Source organism: Methylophilus sp. 'Pure River', from assembly GCF_046765995.1.
In the GTDB taxonomy this organism is placed as follows: Bacteria; Pseudomonadota; Gammaproteobacteria; order Burkholderiales; family Methylophilaceae; genus Methylophilus.
The window spans coordinates 111648-133559 of sequence record NZ_JBKOUE010000008.1; the positions used below are offsets into that span (position 1 = coordinate 111648).

16 protein-coding genes are annotated in these 21912 nt (G+C 52.2%); 7 read left to right on the forward strand and 9 right to left on the reverse strand.

Annotation, left to right across the window (positions count from 1 at the left end):
• Positions 1-2 precede the first annotated feature (2 nt).
• Positions 3-1718 carry a flagellar basal-body MS-ring/collar protein FliF gene (fliF, locus tag ACIDE9_RS11000; RefSeq protein WP_411994815.1) on the reverse strand — a complete coding sequence of 572 codons (1716 nt, stop codon included), beginning with the start codon at positions 1716-1718 and terminating at the stop codon, positions 3-5.
• 266 nt (positions 1719-1984) lie between these two features.
• Here fliF and fliE point away from each other — a divergent pair, with 266 nt between their 5' ends.
• Positions 1985-2350 carry a flagellar hook-basal body complex protein FliE gene (gene fliE, locus ACIDE9_RS11005; RefSeq protein ID WP_019882550.1) on the forward strand — a complete coding sequence of 122 codons (366 nt, stop codon included), beginning with the start codon at positions 1985-1987 and terminating at the stop codon, positions 2348-2350.
• A 24-nt stretch (positions 2351-2374) separates the two neighbouring features.
• Here fliE and ACIDE9_RS11010 read toward each other — a convergent pair whose 3' ends face one another.
• From ACIDE9_RS11010 to ACIDE9_RS11040, 7 genes are all read right to left on the reverse strand, one after another.
• On the reverse strand, positions 2375-2665 hold the full coding sequence (locus tag ACIDE9_RS11010) for an EscU/YscU/HrcU family type III secretion system export apparatus switch protein (protein WP_019882551.1): 291 nt from the start codon (positions 2663-2665) through the stop codon (positions 2375-2377).
• The gene (locus ACIDE9_RS11015) at positions 2652-3734 is read right to left on the reverse strand and encodes a flagellar hook-length control protein FliK (protein WP_411994817.1); all 1083 of its coding nucleotides are present in this window, start codon (positions 3732-3734) and stop codon (positions 2652-2654) included. The genes ACIDE9_RS11010 and ACIDE9_RS11015 overlap by 14 nt, the downstream gene beginning before the upstream one ends.
• Positions 3735-3791: 57 nt before the next feature.
• Positions 3792-4124, reverse strand: coding sequence for a flagellar protein FliT (locus tag ACIDE9_RS11020; protein WP_019882553.1), 333 nt, complete (start codon positions 4122-4124; stop codon positions 3792-3794).
• A 1-nt stretch (position 4125) separates the two neighbouring features.
• Entirely contained in the window at positions 4126-4629 is a 504-nt protein-coding gene (gene fliS / locus ACIDE9_RS11025) for a flagellar export chaperone FliS (protein ID WP_194754288.1), read from the reverse strand.
• A gap of 81 nt (positions 4630-4710) precedes the next feature.
• Positions 4711-6390 (reverse strand): flagellar filament capping protein FliD, encoded by a 1680-nt coding sequence (gene fliD / locus ACIDE9_RS11030; protein WP_411994819.1) that lies wholly within the window; start codon positions 6388-6390, stop codon positions 4711-4713.
• 33 nt (positions 6391-6423) lie between these two features.
• A complete protein-coding gene (locus ACIDE9_RS11035) occupies positions 6424-6768 on the reverse strand; it encodes a flagellar protein FlaG (protein WP_194754286.1) in 345 nt (114 codons plus the stop codon).
• Between the two features lie 72 nt (positions 6769-6840).
• Positions 6841-7638, reverse strand: coding sequence for a flagellin (locus ACIDE9_RS11040; protein WP_411994821.1), 798 nt, complete (start codon positions 7636-7638; stop codon positions 6841-6843).
• Positions 7639-8130: 492 nt separating this feature from the next.
• Here ACIDE9_RS11040 and aepX point away from each other — a divergent pair, with 492 nt between their 5' ends.
• From aepX to ACIDE9_RS11070, 6 genes are read left to right on the forward strand one after another with little or no spacing between them, the layout of a single operon-like run.
• On the forward strand, positions 8131-9429 hold the full coding sequence (gene aepX / locus ACIDE9_RS11045; RefSeq protein ID WP_411994823.1) for a phosphoenolpyruvate mutase: 1299 nt from the start codon (positions 8131-8133) through the stop codon (positions 9427-9429).
• Between the two features lie 9 nt (positions 9430-9438).
• Positions 9439-10617 (forward strand): phosphonopyruvate decarboxylase, encoded by a 1179-nt coding sequence (gene aepY / locus ACIDE9_RS11050; protein WP_411994825.1) that lies wholly within the window; start codon positions 9439-9441, stop codon positions 10615-10617.
• Positions 10610-11605, forward strand: a complete 996-nt coding sequence (locus tag ACIDE9_RS11055) for an aminotransferase class V-fold PLP-dependent enzyme (protein ID WP_194754283.1) — start codon at positions 10610-10612, stop codon at positions 11603-11605. The genes aepY and ACIDE9_RS11055 overlap by 8 nt, the downstream gene beginning before the upstream one ends.
• Positions 11602-12015: an adenylyltransferase/cytidyltransferase family protein gene (locus ACIDE9_RS11060; protein WP_194754282.1), complete on the forward strand. Its 414-nt coding sequence runs from the start codon at positions 11602-11604 to the stop codon at positions 12013-12015. The genes ACIDE9_RS11055 and ACIDE9_RS11060 overlap by 4 nt, the downstream gene beginning before the upstream one ends.
• The gene (locus ACIDE9_RS11065) at positions 12012-12710 is read left to right on the forward strand and encodes a class I SAM-dependent methyltransferase (protein WP_411994826.1); all 699 of its coding nucleotides are present in this window, start codon (positions 12012-12014) and stop codon (positions 12708-12710) included. The genes ACIDE9_RS11060 and ACIDE9_RS11065 overlap by 4 nt, the downstream gene beginning before the upstream one ends.
• A gap of 6 nt (positions 12711-12716) precedes the next feature.
• Positions 12717-14108: a tetratricopeptide repeat protein gene (locus ACIDE9_RS11070; protein WP_411994828.1), complete on the forward strand. Its 1392-nt coding sequence runs from the start codon at positions 12717-12719 to the stop codon at positions 14106-14108.
• A 168-nt stretch (positions 14109-14276) separates the two neighbouring features.
• Here ACIDE9_RS11070 and ACIDE9_RS11075 read toward each other — a convergent pair whose 3' ends face one another.
• Positions 14277-21755: a tetratricopeptide repeat protein gene (locus ACIDE9_RS11075; protein ID WP_411994830.1), complete on the reverse strand. Its 7479-nt coding sequence runs from the start codon at positions 21753-21755 to the stop codon at positions 14277-14279.
• Positions 21756-21912: the final 157 nt, after the last annotated feature.

Genomic DNA, 21912 nt, shown 5'->3' on the forward strand with positions numbered 1-21912 from the left:
CACTACTTCTCCGCGGAGGTCCAGCTGGACACAACATTAGCCACCATACGTGGGTTATCTTTTGCCACTTGCTTTGCGGCCTGCAAGGTCTGATCCAGGCCGCTTGGTAACGCTGTCGCATCACCACTCAAGGTCACTAAAGTATCATCACCTTCTGCCCCTGCGGCGCCTGCAATAGGCAGCCCGTCAGGACCGGTCAGGGCGGCAGCGCCGTCAGCCAGCGCCTGCTCTTTCTTGTCGGCGCCTGTCAGTTTATTGGCCATGGGTTTGAGCAGTTTTTTGTAAACCATCATCAACACAATCACCCCTGCCAGGAAGCGCAACGCATCTTTACCATACTCAATTACCAGTGGGTCTTTCCACAATGGTGGCTCAGCCAGTTTTTCCTGCGCTTCGGCAATAAACGGCGTGTTGACCACAGAAATCGTATCACCACGTTCTTTGTTAAAGCCCATGGCCTGCATGGCGAGATCACTCACTTGCTGCTTCTCGGCATTGCTCAAGGCACGGTAAGTCGTTTTGCCTGTGCTATCAACCACCGGAATATGATTCACCACCACCGCTACGTGCAGGCGCTTGATGCCGCCTTTGGCTTGCTGGATGTAGCTGACTGTTTTGTCCAGCTCGTAGTTGGTGGTGTTATCTTTTTGGGTATTTTGTGGCGGTGCCGGTGGCGCAGCTGGGGCAGCACCTTCTGCGCCCGGCGCCTGCGCACCCGGCGCATTAATCGGGGCAGTAGATTCACCTGGTGGCTGGTTAGACAAGGCACCAGGCACCGCACCATTACTGCCGCTGGCATTTTGTGACTCATGGCTTTGCGCGCTGCGGATCGCCATATCGTCAGGTTTGGTATTGGGCTTGTATGACTCGTTGGCTTGCTCGGTCATCGAGAAGTCAATCTCTGCGCTGGTTTCAGCGTGCACGTTCTTGGCACCCACGATAGGAGTAATAATCGATTCCACGCGGCGGGCAATGCTGTTCTGCATATTTTCCACGTAAGCCATTTGTTCCGGATCCAGACCGTTTTGTTTTGTCTTGTTAGCATTGTCAGACAGCAAGTTACCGTTCTGATCCACAACCGTCACATGATCGGCAGATAAATTAGGCACGCTACTGGCCACCAGATGGACGACTGCAGCCACTTGCTGGCCATCCAGGCGGCGGCCATTATGCAGGTTTAACAACACGGAAGCCGTTGGATATTGTTGTTCGCGCACAAACACGCTCGGCTTTGGAATGGCTAAATGGATACGGGCGGCCTGCACAGCTGAAATAGACTGGATACTGCGTTCGAGCTCGCCTTCCAGGCCACGTTGAAAATTGACTTGCTCCACAAACTGCGACACACCAAACTTCTGGTTTTCCAGTAATTCGAAGCCGATATTGCCACCTTTAGGCAAACCTTGTGCGGCCAGTTTCAAACGCACCTGATGCACCTGGTCAGCAGGCACCAAAATCGCATTGCCGCCTTCAGCAAACTGGTAAGGCACACTTAACTTGTCGAGTTCGGCCACAATGGCGCCACCATCTTTGTCGGCAAAGTTAGAGAACAACACACGGTAATCCGGCTTCTGGCTCCACAGCCAGAACACCACCATCACGGCAACCACAGCCGCAATACCTGCGACCAATAGCAGCTTCTGTCCGAGTTGACCAAACATATTCGGTGTACCGTTGGACTCACCAGTTGATGTAAGTAAGGCAGCGTCAGCAGCCATCTGAACCTCCATGTTTACTACCGCAGGTTTTCTGAGCCCTGGCCCGATACGGCTTAGCTGACTCAAAAACACCTTCTTGAACTCGAATGCGCTTTAAGGACACATTCACATGGATCACATTATGCACTTACTCGTTATTTTCAAATGCGCAAATAAGACGGATTAATGTTGCCTATTTTACAAAGCGCCCGGTAGCACAGGATGCTAAAGTGTCTACCATGACAATTAAGGGCTTAATCTGCCCATGATGATGAAAGGAGCCCACCATGAACGCAGGCGGTATTGATGCACAACGCATCTCGTCCATGCTGGCACAATTGCGTGCAGCCGCTCAAAAACCTGAAGGTTTGGGTAGCGCGGCCATCGCAAATCCAGTGCAGAAAACCAATGCAGCAGCCCCGACCAGCCAGGTCAGCTTTAGCGATGCATTAAAAGCCTCGCTGGACCAGGTCAACAATATGCAACTGCAATCAGAAAAGCTGGGGCAGGATTTCGCCATGGGTAATGACAATGTCAGCCTGTCTGATGTCATGATTTCAGGCCAGAAAGCCAATATCGCCTTCCAGGCCACGGTGCAGGTACGCAATAAACTGGTCACCGCTTACCAAGACATGATGAACATGCAAGTCTAAAGCGGCATATTCTGCATTGACCGGCTACACAGCAGGCGGTTCCCGGGTTTCACCCTGCTCTAATTGATATAACCATGCCAGGATCTCGGCAATCGCCTGATACAATTGTGGCGGAATATGGGCATCCAGCTCTACTTGCATCAACAGGCTCAATAAGGCCTGTGACTCATGCACATACACTTCATGTTCTTTCGCCAGCGCAATAATGCGCTCAGCCAATAAACCATTGCCTTTGGCAACCACACGTGGCGCAAGGTCACCGGCCTCATAAGCCAGGGCGACTGCAGACTGCGTATACAGTTTATCCTGCTGCATACTGCCGCCTGTCTTGCGCTGTGTCATCCTGGCTAATCTGCAAAGACTCCAGTTTTAATCCCGCCGACTGCAAACTCATGGCCAACTGGCTACGGCCAGACTGCATCTCTTTCAACGCCTTGGCATCTTCCGGTTCAACACGCACGCTAAAGCGGCCGTTGACCATGGTGATCTTGACTGACACCTCACCCAGACGTGGCAAATGCAAGGTCAGGTCACTCTGTAAACTGTTCAGCACCGGCTCTTCTGTCGAATGGGCCGAGGTTTCCTGCTCGTTCACTTGCCATTGCATGGTTTGCCCTGGCCAAACCTCGCCATGCCACACGACGCGCTGCTGTTCCAGCACTTGCAACTGCTGCGCGACCATCTCTGGTGGCACCAGTCCGGGTTTGTTTTGCGGCTCTTGCAAGAGCTGGTGCCAGGGGCGGCTACCTAGTGCAGCCTCCTTCAGGTGCGACTCGTAAAACAGGCCAGAGCTATCCAGCGCATGTTTCAAGTCTTGTGCCAGTACTTGTGGTTTCTGCGGGCTATGGCTCACTACCGTTTGCGCTTGCAAAGCAGTGGTTTGTTGCTGAAACTCAGAAGAGCTGAGCCAGCGTTGCAAATGCTTGGCCGGGCTGCTCAGTTCAACCAGGCTGGCTTGGCCAGCAGCCGTTTTGACCATGTCTTGCAGATGCTCGCCATGATCAGACTGTGACATATCCGTCAGCAAGGCAGTCTCAGCCAAGCGTGCCGTGCCAGCATTAGCCTGGCCACTCCCAGGCTGCACACCCCATTTTACTTGCGGCAGGATATCTTTGCCTGCGCCTTGCTGCGCCAGGCCCATAAACTGCATATGCAGGGTTTGCTGTTGTGCCAGGTGAGCAGGCAACTGCATCTGTACCGTTGCTGGTGCTTGATTAGGAAGTTGGATTTGAACCTTGAACTGTGCCAGTTCTGAGGCTTTGGCGCCCCCTGCTTCTTTTTGCAGAATCAGGCCAGTGAACTGCATGCCAGGCCGCATACGCTCCCATAACGGGGCTTCAGACTGCGTGCCTTCGACCGGCATGATCGAAGAAACTGCACGCAAGCTCTCTGTTTCACTCGCGATAATACGTTGTGAGAGAACTTGCGGGATCGGTAACATCTATATCACGTCCGGGGGGATGCGTGCATGTAACTGCGCATCAAAGATCATGTCGGTGATGCGGTGCATCACCGGATAGAGCAAATTTCTGATTTCACCATCATCGGCCAAAATCTTCTGAACCAGTGCCTGCTTGCGTGCATTGAGTTCTGGCGTCAATGCCTGAGATTCGAGGCGCATGGTTTGCTCCAGGCTTTTAACCACTTCGAGTTTAAGCATATAAGACTGCTCCAGCTCGGTGACTTTTTCCCAGGCATCCTTGCGTGCCGCAATCAGCATCTGCTCCATCAATTTTGCGGCAGATTCGTAAGTATTAATCAGTGCTTGTGACATCTTAGGCTCCGGCTGTGGCCAAACGGTTAACTTGCCCCATCTGTTGCAATTCATTTGTTTTCTGGGCGACCATCTGGCCCAAAGACATATCCGCTTGCACTGGACGCGCCATTGCTGACTTTTCCAGTGTTTCCCACGCGCTCTTTAATTCCATCAGTAAATGTTGAATTTCTTGTACTTTTTTGACATCCTGACGCACGCTGGCTTCCATCAGCGTACGTGTCATGTATTGATAAAGCTGGTCAAGGTTTTGTGCGATGTTGCCACCCGCGCGCTTGTCCAGGCAGGCACGCAAGCCGCTATCGACGATGGTGACTGCTTGTGTCAGGTATTCGCCTTTTTTGGCAATATCGTGCTGAGCCATCGCTTGCTGGGCATGAATGCAGGCCGAAATTGCACCGTCATACAGCATGACGATCAGTTTCAATGGGCTGGCATCTACCACACCGGTTTCCAACCCTACGCTTGCATAAGCATTGACACCTAATTTTTTCATCCCGAACATTTTTGACTCCTGAATTCTGCTTTAAAGCGTATGGTTTACGATAATTTGCCAGCCGCTCGCTACAGACATCTACCGCTTCAACTAACTGTTAGCGCTAATCGCGGCCAGTTGTGAAGTCAGGTTACTGCTGGTGCTCTGTAAGCTACTGAGCAGTGCATCCAGTTTTGCATACTGGGCGCGGTAACGTGCTTCAATGGCGGGCAGCTTGGCACTTATATCATCGGCCTTTTTGTTCAAATCTTTAATGGAACTTGAAATACCATCTGTTTTTGTTGTCAATGCGCCATCGGTATCTAACCAGCCGTCCAGCAAGCTGCTGAGCTCGCCTGCCAGCCCTTTGCTAAAGGTGACAGTGCCACGACTGCCAGTCGCAGTCCCAGTGACGCTCAGTTGCAATCCATAGCTGCCATTGCCGATCACACCAGTAAGTACAGAACCAGTGGTATTGGCCGTCACACCGTTAATCGTACCAATCGCATTGACACCATTACCGCCCAGTTGCGAGATATTCACCGCATAGGTCCCAGAGGCCGTATCATCCTTGCTGCCTAGAAAAGTCACCTGCGGATCGGTAGAGGTCGCCGACGGCGAGAACAATTTGGCCACATCACCGACGTTGTTGGTAATGGCTTTTTGTAGTTTAGTGCTATCCAGCGATAACGACCCATCCGAGCCCATGCTGACGCCGATATCGCTCAGGGTTTTATAAGTGGTCGCTGTAGGCGAAGAAGCCGATAACATCGACTTTAACTTGACCATGATGTTGCGCGCCGTTGAATCGCCCAGCAAGGCACCATTGGAGGTCGACCCCGCCGACACAAACTTGGTCAGGTTGCGCATACTGGTATTCAGCGCGTTATAAGCATCGACAAAGCTTTGTACCGAGCTTTGTATGGTATCCGTGTCTGTCCCCACACTCAGCGTATTGCTGGCCGAGGTGACCGTCTTCAGCGTCAAAGTGACGCCCTGAATCACATCAGAGACCGTATTACTGGCCTTACTGATACTCATGCCATCGACCGTCAGCAAAGCGTTCTTCGCTGCGGTCATTTGTGTCATGTTATTGCTACTGGCCAGCGGATCATAGGCGAGCGCAGACAAGCCGCCAGTGTCGGTGTTGTTACCATCATCATCGGCTACCGATATTTTGAGGCTATTCACCTCGCCGGTATCTTTAGACGTAATCACCAGGCGATTACCGGTACCGTCATTAACAATAGAAGCCGAGACAGACGCATTTTTTGCATTGATCGCATCACGGATACCTGCCAGCGTATTGTTGCTGCTGGTGATGTCTATCGTGATATCGGACTTATCGGCATTCGCTGTAAATGAGGCAGGCGTGCCGCCATTGGCAGCAGTGTAAGTACCGAAAGAGATGGTGAGTTTGCCGGTGCCTACAATATCGGTCGCGCTGCTGTAAGCAGGCGATGCCAGTTTTTGTGAGGTCGCCAGTTGCGTGACTGACACACTATAGTTACCAAGCACGGCGGTGCCGTTGGCGGTGGCGCTGATACTGGTCGCATCACTCGCGGTCACCGATTGCGCATTAAACTTGGCAGCGGTGGCCAATTTGTCGACGGCCGTTTGAAACGTACTTAGCCCGCTCTTGAGCGTGCTATAGGCTGACAGCTTGGTATTGTAAGACGATATTTTGGTTTTAATATCGGTAATGGGTTGCTGTTCCGCCTGCATCTGGGCAGTGACCAATGAGTCAATAGGCAGGCCAGATGCGCCAGTAGAGGATACAATCGATGCCATTTCTTAATCTCCCAACCGAATTAAAACGCAATATCAGGCTGTCTGTCGTACCACCAGCCCACGTAATTTATCCAGCGTTTTACTGATGGCAAGGACTTCTTCATTGGGAATCTGGCGTAATACCTTTTGTGTTTCGGTATCCACCACTTTCACAATGATACGGTCACTGTCATCATCGATAGAAAACTCTATCGTTTGTAACGCTGGTGCTACATACTCATTTAACTTTTTGACTGCACCGCTAATCGCGGCTTTGTCATTCACATCGGCAGCAGCTTTATCAGCAGCTGATTCAGCATATTTCACCAGTTTCAAACTACTGGCTGCCTGTACACCCTGCAAACTACCGCCTACACCACTAACAAATGAATCACTCATGATGTTGCTCCTTTTACCTAGGCCAAATCCACAGGGTCTAGGCCTGTGGATTTAGCGTTACCGAATGATGTATTAGCCTCTCAGCAATGTCATCACTTGGTTAGGCAACTGGTTCGCTTGAGCCAGCATCGCAGTACCAGCTTGTTGCAGAATCTGTGCACGTGTCATCTTGGCTGTTTCTGAAGCGAAGTCAGCATCAGTGATACGTGACTTGGCAGCTGACATGTTCTCAGACGCTACACCCAGGTTGCTTACTACTGAAGCAAAACGGTTTTGGTAAGCACCCAATGTCGCACGGCTGGTGTTCACTGTGGTCAGTTGTGCGTCAATCGCTGTAATCGCAGATGATGCAGCAGCAGCTGAAGACAGGGAACCGGACAGAGAAGCCGCTGCAACAGAAGACACACTAATCGTATCGCCACTGTCAGCACCAATCTGGAAGTTGTAACCAGCACCGAATGCTGCCTGGCCGTTAAACTTGGTTGCAGTACCCAAACGAGTCAGTTCTGACTTCAGTTGTGAGAATTCTGTATCCAGGTTTGCACGGTCACCAGAGCTGTAGGAACCGTTAGCTGCTTGTACAGCCAGTTCACGCATACGTTGTAAGGCATCAGTTGCGCTGCTCAAGCCACCTTCTGCAGTTTGCAGGAAAGAAATCGCGTCGTTAGCGTTACGTGTTGCAACATCCATACCGCGAACTTGTGAGTCCATACGTGTTGCAATCGCCATACCAGCCGCGTCATCTTTAGCGCTGTTAATACGCAGACCAGAAGACAAACGTTGAATGGAAGTGTTCAGGCTGCTTTGTGAAGCGGTCAAGTTACGTTGTGCGTTCAAGGAAGCCAGGTTGGTGTTAATTACTGAAGCCATGTTAAATCTCCTTTAGAGTCGTATATCCAGTTAAGTGTCAAATCGTCATGTTACTTTCAACGTTGATCGCTATTTACCACTTAATGTTTGCTATCTAGCGTTGTTAGTTGTGTTATCGACCGCTTGCGAAATTTCTTTAATACTTATTGCAAATTTCTTTTTTCGATCAATCATGCACTTGAAACTATTTACGACCCCTCCACTAAAATCTTTAGCCTTTAATCAAGAACTGCACAAAATTGTTTACATCAATCTATTCTATAAAAGAATGTGCCTTCACCATTAACCGAGCTAAATAGAGAATCAGTCTTAATTCCGCTTTTAAAGCACACCGCTTCCAGGCCTTGTTCATGACCGCTCTATCACACAAGATATAAGGCCGGTTTTCCGCGTTTATCTGCAAATCATTCTTAGGCGTTGCCAACGATAATCAGGCTATCCAATTCGCATACCTTATATAAAGGTATTCAAAAGACTACGAAGGAGTTTTGCATGGCATCCGTTTATGTAGGTATGACTGTAGATATTCTGCACCATGGCCATATCAATATTATTGAACAAGCCAGAAAGTATGGCGACGTCACCATCGGTCTGTTATCCGACGCTGCAGTCGCGGACCATAAACGCCTGCCCTACCTCACCTACGAACAACGCAAACAGATTGTCAGCAATATCCGCGGTGTGGTGAATGTGGTGCCGCAGGAAGAATGGGACTACGCTCCCAACCTGCTCAAATACAAACCAGACATCATGGTGCATGGTGACGACTGGCTGGAAGGCCCATTGGTGCCCTACCGTGACCGTGCGCGTGCGGCACTGGCCGAATATGGCGGCCACCTGATCGAGATTCCTTATACACGTGGCGTATCTTCGAATGAAATGCTCGGCCAGATCCAGGCATTGGGTACCACACCGGATATCCGCCGCCGCACTTTGAAAAGATTGCTGACCGTCAAACCGATTTCACGTTTTATTGAAGCACACAACCCGATCTCGGCGCTGATTGCCGAGCATGTGACGGCACAACGTAATGGCAAGACCTGCCAGTTCGACGGCTTCTGGTCTAGCTCACTGACCGACTCTACCGCCCGCGGCAAACCCGATATTGAAGCGGTTGAGATCAACAGCCGCCTGTCTAATATTAATGACATCTTTGATGTCACCACCAAACCTTTAATTATGGATGCCGACACCGGCGGCAAACTGGAGCACTTTGAACTCAATGTGCGCAGCATGGAACGCCTGGGTATTTCCGCCACCATTATTGAAGACAAGATCGGTTTAAAAAAGAATTCCTTATTTGGCAACGAAGTGCCGCAATTGCAGGACGAGATTGAGCCTTTCTGCGAAAAAATCATGGCAGGCCGTGCTGCACGCGTCAGCGATGACTTTATGGTGATTGCACGTATTGAAAGCCTGATCCTGGAAAAAGGCATTGCCGATGCCGTCAAACGTGCACAAGCCTATGTCGGCGCTGGCGTCGATGGCATCATGATTCACAGCCGCCAGAAGGCCCCGGACGAAGTGTTCGAGTTTGCCAAAATCTTTAAATCAGAATTCCCGACTACTCCTTTAGTCTGCGTACCAACCAGCTACAACAAGGTGACAGAGGAAGAACTGGCCGCACACGGCTTTAACCTGGTGATTTATGCCAACCACATGATGCGTGCGGCTTACCCTGCCATGCAGAATGCCGCCATGGAAATCCTCAAAAATGGCAGGACAGCAGAAATCGAATCCAGCCTGATGTCGATTAACGACGTGCTGGAACTGATTCCAGGTACTAAATAAGCGGAGCACATGATGATTCATGCTGAAGACTTTTTAAGTGCATTGCAAACAGAACAAGTGCAATTTTTTGCCGGGGTGCCCGACTCATTACTTAAAGAATTGTGCGCCTGCTTTTCAGACAAGCTGGCAAAGGATCAACATGTGATTGCCGCCAATGAGGGTGGTGCGATTGGCCTGGCCATTGGCCACTACCTGGCAAGCCATCAACCTGCGCTGGTCTATATGCAAAATTCTGGCCTGGGCAATGTAGTCAACCCGATTGCGTCACTGGCGGATCCGCAGGTGTATGGCATTCCTATGTTATTGGTCATTGGCTGGCGCGGAGAACTGAATGCACATGGCGAACAGATCCATGATGAACCGCAGCATGTCAAACAAGGCCAGATTACCTTGTCACAACTTGACGTGCTGGGCTTGCCTTACCAGGTAATGGCTGATGACATAGACACCGCCCATGCGCAAATCCAAGCATTGTTGCAGCAGGCGATGACACGTCAGGGCCCTGTAGCACTGGTGGTGCGCAAACAAAGCTTTGCGCCGTATAAGCCAGTCAAAACAACAGCAGCCCCCGCCTCTGCCCTGGCAGGTAAATTGCCGGTGCTGGAAAGCCGTGAACACATGATTGGACAAATTGTGTCAGCCTTGCCACAAGACGCTGCCGTGGTGGCCACCACCGGCATGGCCTCACGTGAACTGTTTGAGCTACGCAAAGCGCAACAGGCCGGGCATGGCCGCGACTTTCTCACCGTGGGTGGCATGGGCCACGCCTCGCAAATTGCCTGTGGCATTGCGCTGGCACAACCAGACCGGCAAGTCGTCTGTATTGACGGCGATGGCGCCATGCTGATGCACATGGGTAGCCTGACCATCAGCGCCCAGCAAGCCAACTTGCTGCATATCGTATTGAATAATGGTGCGCATGACTCCGTGGGTGGGCAACCAACCGTCGCTGCGCAATTGGCATTGGCCGACATTGCCAGTGCCGCGGGCTATGCACAGGTCTACAGTGTGTCTGGCGCAAAACAACTAAACCAACTCATCCCACAAGTCCTGCGCAGTGGCAAAAGCTGCCTGATTGAAGTGCTGTGCCGCAAAGGTGCCCGTGCCGACCTGGGCCGACCTACCCGCACGCCAGCCCAAAACAAACAGGACTTTATGCAATTTTTAACCGAGGTGGAATATGCTTGAAGCAACCACCACCATACACGCGCATGTCGCGGCCCAAAACCAGCATAAAGTGCTGTTTACTGCGGGACCGGCCAGCTTGCTTGAAGAAAACCTGCTAGGCCTGCGCCCGTGCTTCGGGCGTGGTGACCTCGACTACAATCAGGTTGATCATGCGGTGCTGTCCGCCCTCAAGCACATGACTGGCCACGCGCAGATCGCGCGCCTGCAAGGCTCCGCCAGCCTGGCGCTGGAAATCGCCAGCCTGAACTTCTTGCATGGCAAGGTACTGGTGATAGACAGCGGCTATTACGCCCAGCGATTAGTCAGCTTTGCGCAACTGGCTCAGCGTACGGCTGGCCAGGTGTCACTGGTCACCGTCTGCGACTGGCAGCAACTGGCCAATATCAGCGGCCGTTTCGACTGGGTCGTCGCCTGCTATACCGAAACCAGTGCTGGCCTGTTGTTGCCAATTGCTGATTTGCGCGCATTGGCAGACCGTGTCGGCGCCCAGCTTATGCTGGATGCCACGGCTTCTATCGGCCTGGAAATAGATCATGGCCTGGCAGATGTGATTGCCTATAGCTCCTGCAAAGGCCTGTTTGGCCTCACAGGCGCCTCATTTATTGCATTTAACCAGTTACCAAAACACGAGGTCGACTCGTTTTACCTCAATCTGGCGACACATTTGGAACGCCGCATGACCGGCCCTTACCATGCCATGGCCTCGTTATATGAAGTGTTGCCCAAGCATGATGACTTGCGTGAAGCGGTGTTTATCAACAAAGCCCAGATGCTGAAAAAGATTGGCACTTATGCCACGCACCCCGTGCACTACCAGCCCGTGCTATGCACCTGGGTAGATGCCACGGTCAGCAGCCAGGATAGCCGCGCAGTGCTCTACCAGCCACGCGGGATCAGCCGTGGCAGCGTCGTCTGCCATCTGGGCGAAGCACACCTGGGCAGTGCAGCACGCGGCGCCATTCTCGATTTACTGGAGTTACAGCCATGACACAGCCATCCAAACGCATTATGGTCGATATGTCAGCGACCTTAATCCATCATGGTCATGTGCGCCTGTTAAAAGCGGCTAAACAGTTAGGTCATGTGGTAGTTGCACTGACCACCGACGAAGAAATTCGCGCCAAGAAAGGCTATGAGCCTGAGCTGGATTACGCGGCCCGTGCTGAAGTGTTACTGGCCATGCGCGATGTAGACGAGGTTGTGCCTAGCCCCTGGCTGCTTGATGAAGCCTTTATACAGCAACACAAGATTGACCTGCTGGTGCACGGCCACGATAACAGCAACCCGATTGCAGCCGAAAAATTACATATTTTGCCGCGCACAGAAGGCATCAGCAGCACCTTGTTGCGTGCCCGCGTGCTCAAAGCCGTCAGTCAAAAAATGGAAGCAAACACATGAGTAACCACTGGCAACAGATTTGGGAAAAGCGCAGCCTGCAACCGCAGCATGCCATCACATTGGAAACGCTGATTGCCCTGGATGGCTTTGATAGCGGTGCAGGCAAAATTGACCTCGCCGACTGGCAGGAATATACGCGCCGCATCAGTGACAAGCTGGGGATGCAGTCTGGTGACTCAGTCTTTGAGGTAGGTTGTGGCGCCGGGGCATTCTTGTATGCCCTACGCCAGCAGCATCCTTTAACTGTTGGTGGCCTGGATTATGCCGCCGGACTGATTGAAGCCGCGCAACAGGCCATGCCTGATGGTGATTTCCAGGCCATTCCTGCGCAATCGCTAGACACCAGCAAGGAATATGACTTTGTGATTGCCAACAGTGTATTTCATTATTTTGACGAAGCCATGGCCGCCGAAGTGCTCCAGGCCATGTGGCAAAAAGCCAAGGTTGGCATCGCAATCCTCGATATTCCGCATGCAGCCACCCGCGAAGCCTGCGAGCACGCACGCCGCGATGCGCTAACCGTTGCCGAATATGAAGAAAAATACCGTGGCTTGCACCACACCTATTACACCCCTGAGTGGTTTAGCCAGCAATTGCCGGAAAAACCACAGCAGGCATTTGAAAGCTGCGTACCCAATTACGCACAAAGCCAATACCGTTTTAGTGTCATTTTCTCTAAACGCTTGCATGGATAAGCCATCATGACGAATACCCCAGCATCACAGCCTGTGTTCACTTTCTTTTATACCGACAACTGCGAACGCCAGGCCCTGGCGCCAGTCGCCGACGAAATTGCGAGCAGAGGCTACCTCATTCAATGGAGTACAGACTCCAGGCAATATGCCGAAGTCGGTGTGTATTGTGAACACGCCTGCAAACCGAATGCCGGTTTTTCTGTCGTGCTGCTGCACGACCTGGCACAGCGCCATGATATCTGGCCACACTTCTGGCATCATGAACCATGGACCGCCTTTGATATGGGCATTGTGCCTGGCCCGGCCTGGGTCGAGCGCTGGCAGACACAAACTAACTTTAAACAGGCACGTCCTAAATTGGGTGTGTTTGACCTCGGTTGGCCCAAAGCCGACCTGGTTTACCGCAACCAGGAAACCTTTAAACAGGAAGCACAAAAGTTGCGCGAACAACTGGGCCTGAAATACGAACACTCCATCCTCTACGCACCGTCCTGGGAAAACCACGGCAAACAGGATGAATTTGTGCAAGCCCTGAAAGACCTGCCGGTCAACCTGTTGCTGAAACAGGCGCCCTGGTCAGACAAATACCGCTGGGTGCTGAACAATATCGACGCAATGGATGCGCTGCATAGAAACTGCGCCGACAATGTCTATGTCGTCGACCGCGAAGTCAGCATCATGTATTGCCTGGGCCTGGCGGATGTCATGGTATCGGATGAGTCCAGTGTGCTCACAGAAGCCTTGTTGCTGGATGTGCCTGGCATTGCGGTCACCGACTGGCTGATTCCAGATACTAACCCACCACGTCCGGCTAGCGTGCCTTATGACTATGTGATTAAAACTGTTAAAGCTGATCTGCGCCGTACGGTAGAGCACGTCTTAGAGAACGCCGCTGAATACCAGCAGCAAATCACGCAAAACAAACAGCATCAATTTGCCCATCTGGGCCAAAGTGCAACCTTGATTGCAGACAATATTCTTGCCGCCCTGGCTGGACACACACACTTACCCACCCCGGCGCTCAAGGCACAAGTAGACATAGACCGGACCACCTATCAGCAGGCCGAAAAACTGGCGGCTGAAGGTGATATGAAACTGTCTACGCAAATGATGCTGGAACTGATCAAGCAAGAAAGTAGTTGCTGGGAGCCCTATAATGACCTTGGCACCCTGCTGGTGAGCCAGGGGCAATTTGAGGATGCCGAACTGCTGCTGGAAAAAGCCGTATTACTGGCGCAAGAAAACCCTGCCATCCCACTCAGCAACCTGACAGAAGTTTATTGCCTGCAACAAAAGGCCGATAAAGCGCTGGCAACCCTGGCCAAACTGAGCAAATATACGCCTAACCCGGTCGGCTCTATCCCGCATATCCGCCGCTGCATGGAAACCATGTTTTAAGGCCATTCAATAGTTTTAAGACCATGGAATAGTTTTAAATAATGCCATACGGCATCTTAAAAATCCGGCCACGTGATAGTCGCCGGATTTTTATTGGCCGTCATTTCTGACAGGCAACAAAAAAGCATGCACATTGCTGTGCATGCTTTTGTATGCATACGTCCCGTATTACGTAAACAACTGACGTACAGGTAACTCCGCCCGTGTGAACTCTGCTGTGAGGCCATTCACCACATGCTCTGGTGCGCCTTGCGTCATGTTTTGCAGGCGGTTAAACACGCTGATCAACGCTTGCAACTGGTCATCGCGGTAATAGTATCCATTCTGCTCCAGCACAGCCAGCGTCAAGCTGCCAACATTGGTTGGCGTGCTGGCGTGTGGTTTACCGCAACTACGCACGCGGTGCAGCGTGAGGAACAGGCCGCGCAGGGCCACAAAAGCCACTGGCAGTGGAATCGCAAAGTCCCATTCCAGGTCAAAGAAATGGCCCTGCCCGGCTTTGCCCATCACAAAATTGGTCGGCGTCGCATCAAAATACTGAGAAGGCAGCAACGTGGAATACCCGGCAAATTCCGGCAAGGTTTTGCCACCAGTCTGGGCGGCGGCTTCCAGGCCTTGCAACCAAGGCGCAGCCCAAGCCGCCAAGTCTTCCACACGCCAGCCAGGGCGGTTCATCAACTGGGTCAGTTTGTCCATCCACAACTGGCCACCATGATAAGGCGCATGCTCCCAATCAGCTTGCAGCAATTGCGCCGTTTCGCCGGTATTGCGAGTGCGGGTTGCCAGGCCTTGTGCATCATGCACAAACTGGGTTTCCTTGCTGAACACCGCCTGGCGCTGGCAACCATAATGCGCTGCCAAGACATCCGGGTGCAGTTTGCCAGACTGGCGTTGCGGATAAGCCACGAACATAAATGAGTTGGCGACATCTTCCACCAGGTTGTTACGTGCAATCACCTGCCAGGCGTTTTCCAGTGAGAATGTCGGGTGACGTGGCGATTGTCTGTCATGCACCACCGAGCCTGCCGCCAAAGCGCCCACATCCCAGCCTGACGCACGATGCGCCTGGTTAAAACCTTCCGGGTAAATCACGCTGACGGGTGTTTTGTAATCTGGCAGCGGCACATACAACTCTGTGGTTTCAAAACCGGCGCTACGGATCAGGGCGTCCAGCTCTACACGGCCAAAGGTGATCGGGCTGGTAGTGCTATAGGAGTCATTAATCCCATACATGGCCTGCCCCATATGGTCTTCAGGCGCGCCGCAGAAATACTTGAGGCCTAGCTGGTTCTCAATCGCCACAATCAACATGCCATCTTCTTTAAGGAAAGACTTGGCGGTTTGCAGCAAGAAACGCAAAGGATCGGCTTCTTTCACATACACCTGCGCATATTCAAGCACGCCGATCAGGGTCACGACATCAAACTTTTCATCAGTTTCAAATGACTGGATCAGGTCAGAGTAAATTGTCACATTGTTGAGATCGGCACAACGCTGGCCGATCACACGCGCACGGTTCGGGCTGCCTTCCAATGCCACCACTTCGCCACCCAGCTCGCCGAGGAAGCGCGTAATCGCACCACAACCGGCGCCCAATTCCAGTACCTTACCGTTAGCAATTTTGTCCGCAAACGGGCGCAGCAAATTGGCGCGCTGCGAAGTCAGGTGGTAGTAGCTTGGCCAGTCCGTGGCTTTAGCTGCCAGTTCGCTGGAGAATACGCTTTTGTCACGTGACTGGCGGATCATGTCATACAGGCGTTGTTCGGCATTGCCCACATCCTGGTAGCCAAACGCCTCAGTCTGCGCGCGCTGGTAGAAGTTATCTTCAGTACGGTAGATATACGGCCCTTTGCGAACCACATCAGCGGCAGGCGCTGACTGGCTGTATTGGTGTTGCAGCGCATCGGCATCGGCGGCAGCCAGGCCATTCTGGCGGGCAAACGTGATGACATCCAGCACCTCATTTCTTGGCGCGGTGAGTGACAGCACTTCTATATATGCTTGCCAGTAGGCAGGTTGTTGCGGCGCTAGGATCACAGCTTGTTCTAGCAGTGGCAAAACTTCTTCGGCCTTGCCCGCTTGCTGCGCCAACAAGCCTAGCTGGAAATACGTTGCTGCGTGCTTGTCGTCTATGCGCAAGATTTCCTGATAAAAGCTCATCGCCTGCGCCAAGTCGCCTTTTTCTTGCATTTGCAGCGCCAGCTGAAACACTTCAGCAATCGAGTCGTGCAGTGTGTTAGCTTGTGGGTTAAGTGTTGTATTCATAGAGATACCTTTATCAGAGGGTTCAGTCGCGCCCGGCGCAACAGAAGGTTCTTTCAGCGTTAAAGAAGGAATAGCAAAACTGCTCGCAGCGTGCCCCTGGCACCAGCGTTGCCACATCTGCCGTAGTGCCTGTGACAGAGCCTGCGCCAAGGGTGCCGCTTGTGCCAGCGGAGACTGCGTAAAACGGGCGCGCATAGTGGCGCGTAAATCAGCCAGTGCCTGCAGGTCAGACAACACCTGCCCAGCCTGTTGTACATAGTGTGCCGGGCTTGCAGCAATATAGTCATTCAAGCCCAGATGCTGCATCAACGCCATGGCCCCACGGCTGGCCAGGCGGTCACCGGCCACACATAGCGTAGGCACGCCCATCCACAAAGCGTGGGCGGTGGTGGTCACGCCATTAGAGGGGAAAGTATCCAGGCAAATATCGACTAAATGATATTGCTGTAAATAACTCAGCATATCGGTGCGAGCATAAAACGATAAACGGCCTGCAGTAATGCCTGCGTCGGCAAACCATTGCTGCAGATGTTCGCAGGCGCCTGCTTCTGTCATACCGCCTAATACCATGCGGCTGCCCGGGCAAGCCTGCATCACAGCAGCCCATTGCTGCACGGTGGCCAGGGTAATTTTATTGGGGCGGTTAAAGCAGCCAAAAGTCACATAGCCATTGCTGAGTGCAGGCAAGGCATTGACGGCTGGTGCCTGTGGATGCGGCACAAATGGCGCATTCACCGGTAATTGCACCAGTTGCTCGGTAAACTGCTGGTCAAACTGCCCGGCTGGCAACAACGCTCTGTCAGCCAGGTAATAATCTATAGACGTCAGGCCTGTGGTATTCAAATAGCCTAACCAACTAGCCTGCACAGGTGCTGGTTTTCTAGCAAACGTCAGTAAGCGGTTGCCGGAAGTGTGCCCGGACAAATCGATCAGGACATCAATCTGATCTTGCCTGATGGTCTCTGCCAGTGCTTCATCGGATACGCTTGAAACCATGTGCCATTGTTTGAAATACTGACGCATCTCGGCAGTGACTTCGTCCTCCAGTGCGTAATTGGCATAGGCAAACAATTGCAATGTGCTGTCCTGCGCCAACGCAGGCAACAATGGCAACAGGAAATGCGCCACTGAATGTGCACGCAAATCGGCGGACACCAAGCCTACACGCAGCGGACGTGCTGCATCACGCGTATTGCTGTGCGGCTGCCAATTGGCTTTTAACGGCGCCTCATAGAGTGCGGCGTAAGCGGTATGCGCCTGTAACAAAGCCTCGTTATCCACGTGGGCGGCATGCGTCATGCAAAACAGCAGATTGCTGAAGCAATCGGCATATTGCGGCTGTAATATCAGCGCCTGTTTAAACTGCTTGATCGCTTCATTCACTTCACCCAGGTCTTTGAGCACAATCCCCAGATTGTTATACGCCGCGGCATAGTCTGGTTTCAGGTGTATGGCTTGGGCAAAGGCATCCGCTGCCGCAGTAAGATCATTTTGTGCCTTGAGCACCAAGCCATAGTAGCAATGCTCTTCAGCGCTTTGATGATTCAACGCAAGCGCCTTACCGGCCGCTACGCGGGCATCTTTCTTCTGGATCATCAATACGTCAGACAACATTTTCCAGCCACTTAACCAGGCAGGATATTGCTGCAATAGCGTGTGCAATTCGCTTTCCATTTGTGCATATTGCTGTTGTTCAAATAATGCCAGCAATGCCTGTTGTGCTTGATCTGATGGTTGCTCTGGCGCCAGCGATGGCAATTGCCAGTCTTGCATCAATGTTTGCAAGGCTTGTTGATGCTGGCCGCTGTTAACGGCTTGCGCCAATACCTGCTCCAACTCGGCTATCGCACCACTGTGTTTGAGTGCCGTCAGGTAGCTGCTTAACAACTGCCACTGTGCTGGGGCCAGCGCATACGCCTGCGCCAGCAAGCGCAATGCCTCTGCTGGCTGTTGGTTCTGCCAGTAAATCAGGCCCAAGTTATGAGTCGCAAGTGCATGCTGGGCATCTACCGCCAGAATCTCCTGGTAAAGCTGTGTGGCGGTTACAAAGTCACCCTGCTGCTGTGCGTGCAAAGCTAGGTCAAATACCTCGGACATGGCGGCCTGCATCGCTGGAGGCGTAGTCTGTGCTACTGGCGTTGCCTCCCATTTTTGGTGGTAACTCAAATAGGTTTCGCGCCAGCGTGCACTACCAAACGCGCCGCCACTTTGATGTGTCATGCGCACTGGCCACACGCCTAGTTTCAACCCGGCACGTGTCGCCGTGCGACAAAAATCCAGGTCATAAAAATGAAACTCAAACTGCTGGTCAAAACGCACACCGCTTTGTAATAAGGTTTGTTTATGCGCGGCCAGGAATACGCCATCCATGAGCTGGCATTCGCCAGACACATCGCCATAACTGGAGGCCGGACCAAAGGCATGCTGACCATGGCTGACGGCACCACGCAAGTATCTGGCATCATCCCAGGTGAATTGCAAATCGACAAAGCACCAGCCAGGCTGACCGGGCTGTATACGGGCATTACCCGCAATACCAATCACATCATAGTGATCCAGCCCGCGCTGTATGGTCTGGACAAAGGTGTTTTCATCCAGCCAGACATCGTCGTGGATCAATACCAGCAATGCCTGGTCCGGCGCAGCGGCAATCGCTTCGTTAAACACTTGCGACAAGCCGCGTGTATTTTCATAAGCCACCACTGGCATCAGGCGCTTGTCCTGCTGCATATGGCGCTTGAGAGAACGGCCAAGCGCTGAGTCACGCCAGAAAGCTTCTTCTGTCATGCGCGTGGCACTGACTACCCACACTGGTTGCTCACTGCTAAAAGCGTCCTGTACTGGCGATTCAGCCAGTAATTGTTGTGGCTTCAGCTGCAACAGTGCCTGTTGCCATAATTTGAATAGTAATTGCTCAAAGTCCTGGGCAAACTGCTCGGCATTCATCAATGGTGAAACCAACACTTGTTCACGCAGTTGCGCACGCAATATGGCCAGGGCATCCAGATCACTGGTCAAGGCAATCGCTTTGCTCACGTATTCCTCACAGCTGGTCGCTACCCAGTCAGCCAATCCCACGCAATGCATAAAGCTGGCACCCTGGCGGGCAATCAATGTGTCGCCCAGTAAGGTCAGTGTTGGGACGCCCATCCATAAGGCTTCACACGTCGTGGTACCACCTGTGAAAGGGAAAGTATCCAGAATCACATCAATCTGGTGATGGTTACGCAGGTATTCATCTCTGGGCACCATGCCATGCAAAGTGCAACGCTCAGCAGAAATGCCATATTGCTGCAATCTGGCAAGCGCTTCTGCACGCACCAGGCCATCATTAAAGGCTTTGCTTTGCCAGAACAGCTTGGCCGTTGGCAAGGCCTGCAAGACCTCGCCCCAACAAGACAGTACGTCATCGCTGACCTTGCTGTAGTTTTGAAAACAACCAAAAGTCACCACACCACTGGCCAACGCGGGCAAGTCATTCACAGCAATCTCAAACGGCGGTGCGGTAAAGCACATACGCGTATGTGGCAGGTGCACGACTTGCTCGGTGAACTGGGTCGCCACCTGCGCATCAATACTCACCGGATCAGCGATGACATAATCCATCACCGGTAAACCAGTGGTGCCCCAATACCCCAGCCAGGTGGCCTGCACAGGTGCAGGTTTATGGGCAAAGATCGGTAGGCGCGTGCCACCAGACAGGCCGGATAAATCGAGCAGGATATGTATCCCATCTTCACGAATCTGTTTGGCGGCCTGCGCATCGGTCAGCCCGGCCAGAGAGCGCCATTGGTTGCATAAGTCTTTCAGCTCGTGCGAAAACGCATCTTCACGGCCATCGGTCGAGTAGCCATAAACCTCAAGGCGGCTGGCATCAAATGCCTGCAACCAATGGTGCAGGAAATAGCCTACCGGATGTTTACGCAAATCAGCCGATACCAGGCCGATACGAATACGCTGCTCTTGCGCATGGACATTCCAGCTGTCGTACGGCGTCACTTCGTGCATCATGGCGGCACCTAACCTGTGGGCGTAGTCCAGGCTTTCTTCCGCAGGCAGGGTATTGCTGTAACTATTGGCAAACAGCAGGTTTCTGAGCGCCATCATATGGGTAGGCTCAATCTGCAAGGCTTGTTTCAAAGTTGCAATCGACGTTTCAATCTGCCCCATGTCCAAATAGACATTGGCCAGGTTGATATACCCAGGCATGAACTCAGGCTTGATGCGCAGTGTTTTTTCCAGGCAGGCAATTGCTTCGGTATACCGGCCCAGCATGCGCAAACTGATACTGTAATTGCTCAAGATACTTTCTGACTCAGGCAACTGCGCTAATGCCTGTTCACAATACACACACGCTTTGTCATAAGCGTTTCTGGCATTCTCAATCAAACCAAGATTGCCCAGCACATAAGGATTTTCCGGATCCAGCGCCAGCGCCTTCAGGCAATAATTCTCAGCCTCACCGTATAACTGCTGATTCAGCATCTCGGTGGCCAGGTTATTCAGCGTCTCCGCACTCACCTCTTGCGCCTGCATGATTTGATCAATATAGGCCTGGTACTCCCTGGTGCGGTGCGTCACGCGATAAAGTTTGGCCAGATTTTTAAGCAGTGATAACTCGGTTGGATTCAGTGCCATGCCCGCTAGCAACCACTGCTCAGCTTCTTCCACGTCACCATGCTTCAGGTATAAGGCACCCAGGTAGCTGTAGGCCTCAACATAGTCTTTTTGAATCGCAATCGTTTGCTGATAGGCAGCAATCGCTTCGGTCGTATTGCCAAGTTGATCCAGTGCCAACGCCATATTGAAAAAAATCACGGCATTGTCAGGCTCAATTGCCACCGCTTCGCGATAGTATTGAATCGCCTCCAGGGGTTTATCAGCCTCATGCAACAAGGTCGCCAGTTCAAAATTGACACGGCCATCCTGCTGGTGAATATTCAATCCCCGGCGCAGTAGCTTTTCCGCCTCTTTTACTTGCCCTGCTTGCTTGAGTACACTGGCCCAGTTGGCATAAGCCTGGCTAAAAACCGGGTTTAGTTTGAGCGTTTGGCGGTAATATTTGATCGCCTGCGTGGTGTCTTGTAATTGCGCATACACGTTGGCCAGGTTATACAACACCTCAGCATCTTTCTTTAATCGCTTGCTCGCTTGCAAGAAAGCATCGGCAGCCAGCGCCAGCGTATCTTGTTGTTGATAAAGGCTACCTAACAACTTCCAGGCCAAGCCCTCTTCAGGAAACTCACGGGTGATCTTCTGCGCCAGGGTCAAACACTGCTCCCAGGCACCCTGTTTCCAGGCCTGGGTCAGCGCTTGCATCCAATAGCTGCAATCCTGCGTATTCGCGGCAGTAGATTGCATATGGCCTGGCGAGAGTTTCATAAATAGAGAATTCCAAAAATTTTCTCTTATTATTCAAAACTCTCGCGCATTTGCATTGCTTAAAAAAAGCGGCAAAAACCAGCTATCTTCACTGTTCACTGAATGTATGAAACACACGTATTGCTTGCCAGCCCGCATAGATACTGGCATCGCAAGT

Coding starts and splice junctions, on each gene's coding strand:
- fliF (WP_411994815.1), bottom strand. CDS start 1,718: ATGGCTGCTGACGCTGCCTTACTTACATCAACTGGTGAGTCCAACGGT.
- fliE (WP_019882550.1), top strand. CDS start 1,985: ATGAACGCAGGCGGTATTGATGCACAACGCATCTCGTCCATGCTGGCA.
- ACIDE9_RS11010 (WP_019882551.1), bottom strand. CDS start 2,665: ATGCAGCAGGATAAACTGTATACGCAGTCTGCAGTCGCCCTGGCTTAT.
- ACIDE9_RS11020 (WP_019882553.1), bottom strand. CDS start 4,124: ATGTCACAAGCACTGATTAATACTTACGAATCTGCCGCAAAATTGATG.
- fliS (WP_194754288.1), bottom strand. CDS start 4,629: ATGTTCGGGATGAAAAAATTAGGTGTCAATGCTTATGCAAGCGTAGGG.
- fliD (WP_411994819.1), bottom strand. CDS start 6,390: ATGGCATCGATTGTATCCTCTACTGGCGCATCTGGCCTGCCTATTGAC.
- ACIDE9_RS11035 (WP_194754286.1), bottom strand. CDS start 6,768: ATGAGTGATTCATTTGTTAGTGGTGTAGGCGGTAGTTTGCAGGGTGTA.
- ACIDE9_RS11040 (WP_411994821.1), bottom strand. CDS start 7,638: ATGGCTTCAGTAATTAACACCAACCTGGCTTCCTTGAACGCACAACGT.
- aepX (WP_411994823.1), top strand. CDS start 8,131: ATGGCATCCGTTTATGTAGGTATGACTGTAGATATTCTGCACCATGGC.
- aepY (WP_411994825.1), top strand. CDS start 9,439: ATGATGATTCATGCTGAAGACTTTTTAAGTGCATTGCAAACAGAACAA.
- ACIDE9_RS11055 (WP_194754283.1), top strand. CDS start 10,610: ATGCTTGAAGCAACCACCACCATACACGCGCATGTCGCGGCCCAAAAC.
- ACIDE9_RS11060 (WP_194754282.1), top strand. CDS start 11,602: ATGACACAGCCATCCAAACGCATTATGGTCGATATGTCAGCGACCTTA.
- ACIDE9_RS11065 (WP_411994826.1), top strand. CDS start 12,012: ATGAGTAACCACTGGCAACAGATTTGGGAAAAGCGCAGCCTGCAACCG.
- ACIDE9_RS11070 (WP_411994828.1), top strand. CDS start 12,717: ATGACGAATACCCCAGCATCACAGCCTGTGTTCACTTTCTTTTATACC.
- ACIDE9_RS11075 (WP_411994830.1), bottom strand. CDS start 21,755: ATGAAACTCTCGCCAGGCCATATGCAATCTACTGCCGCGAATACGCAG.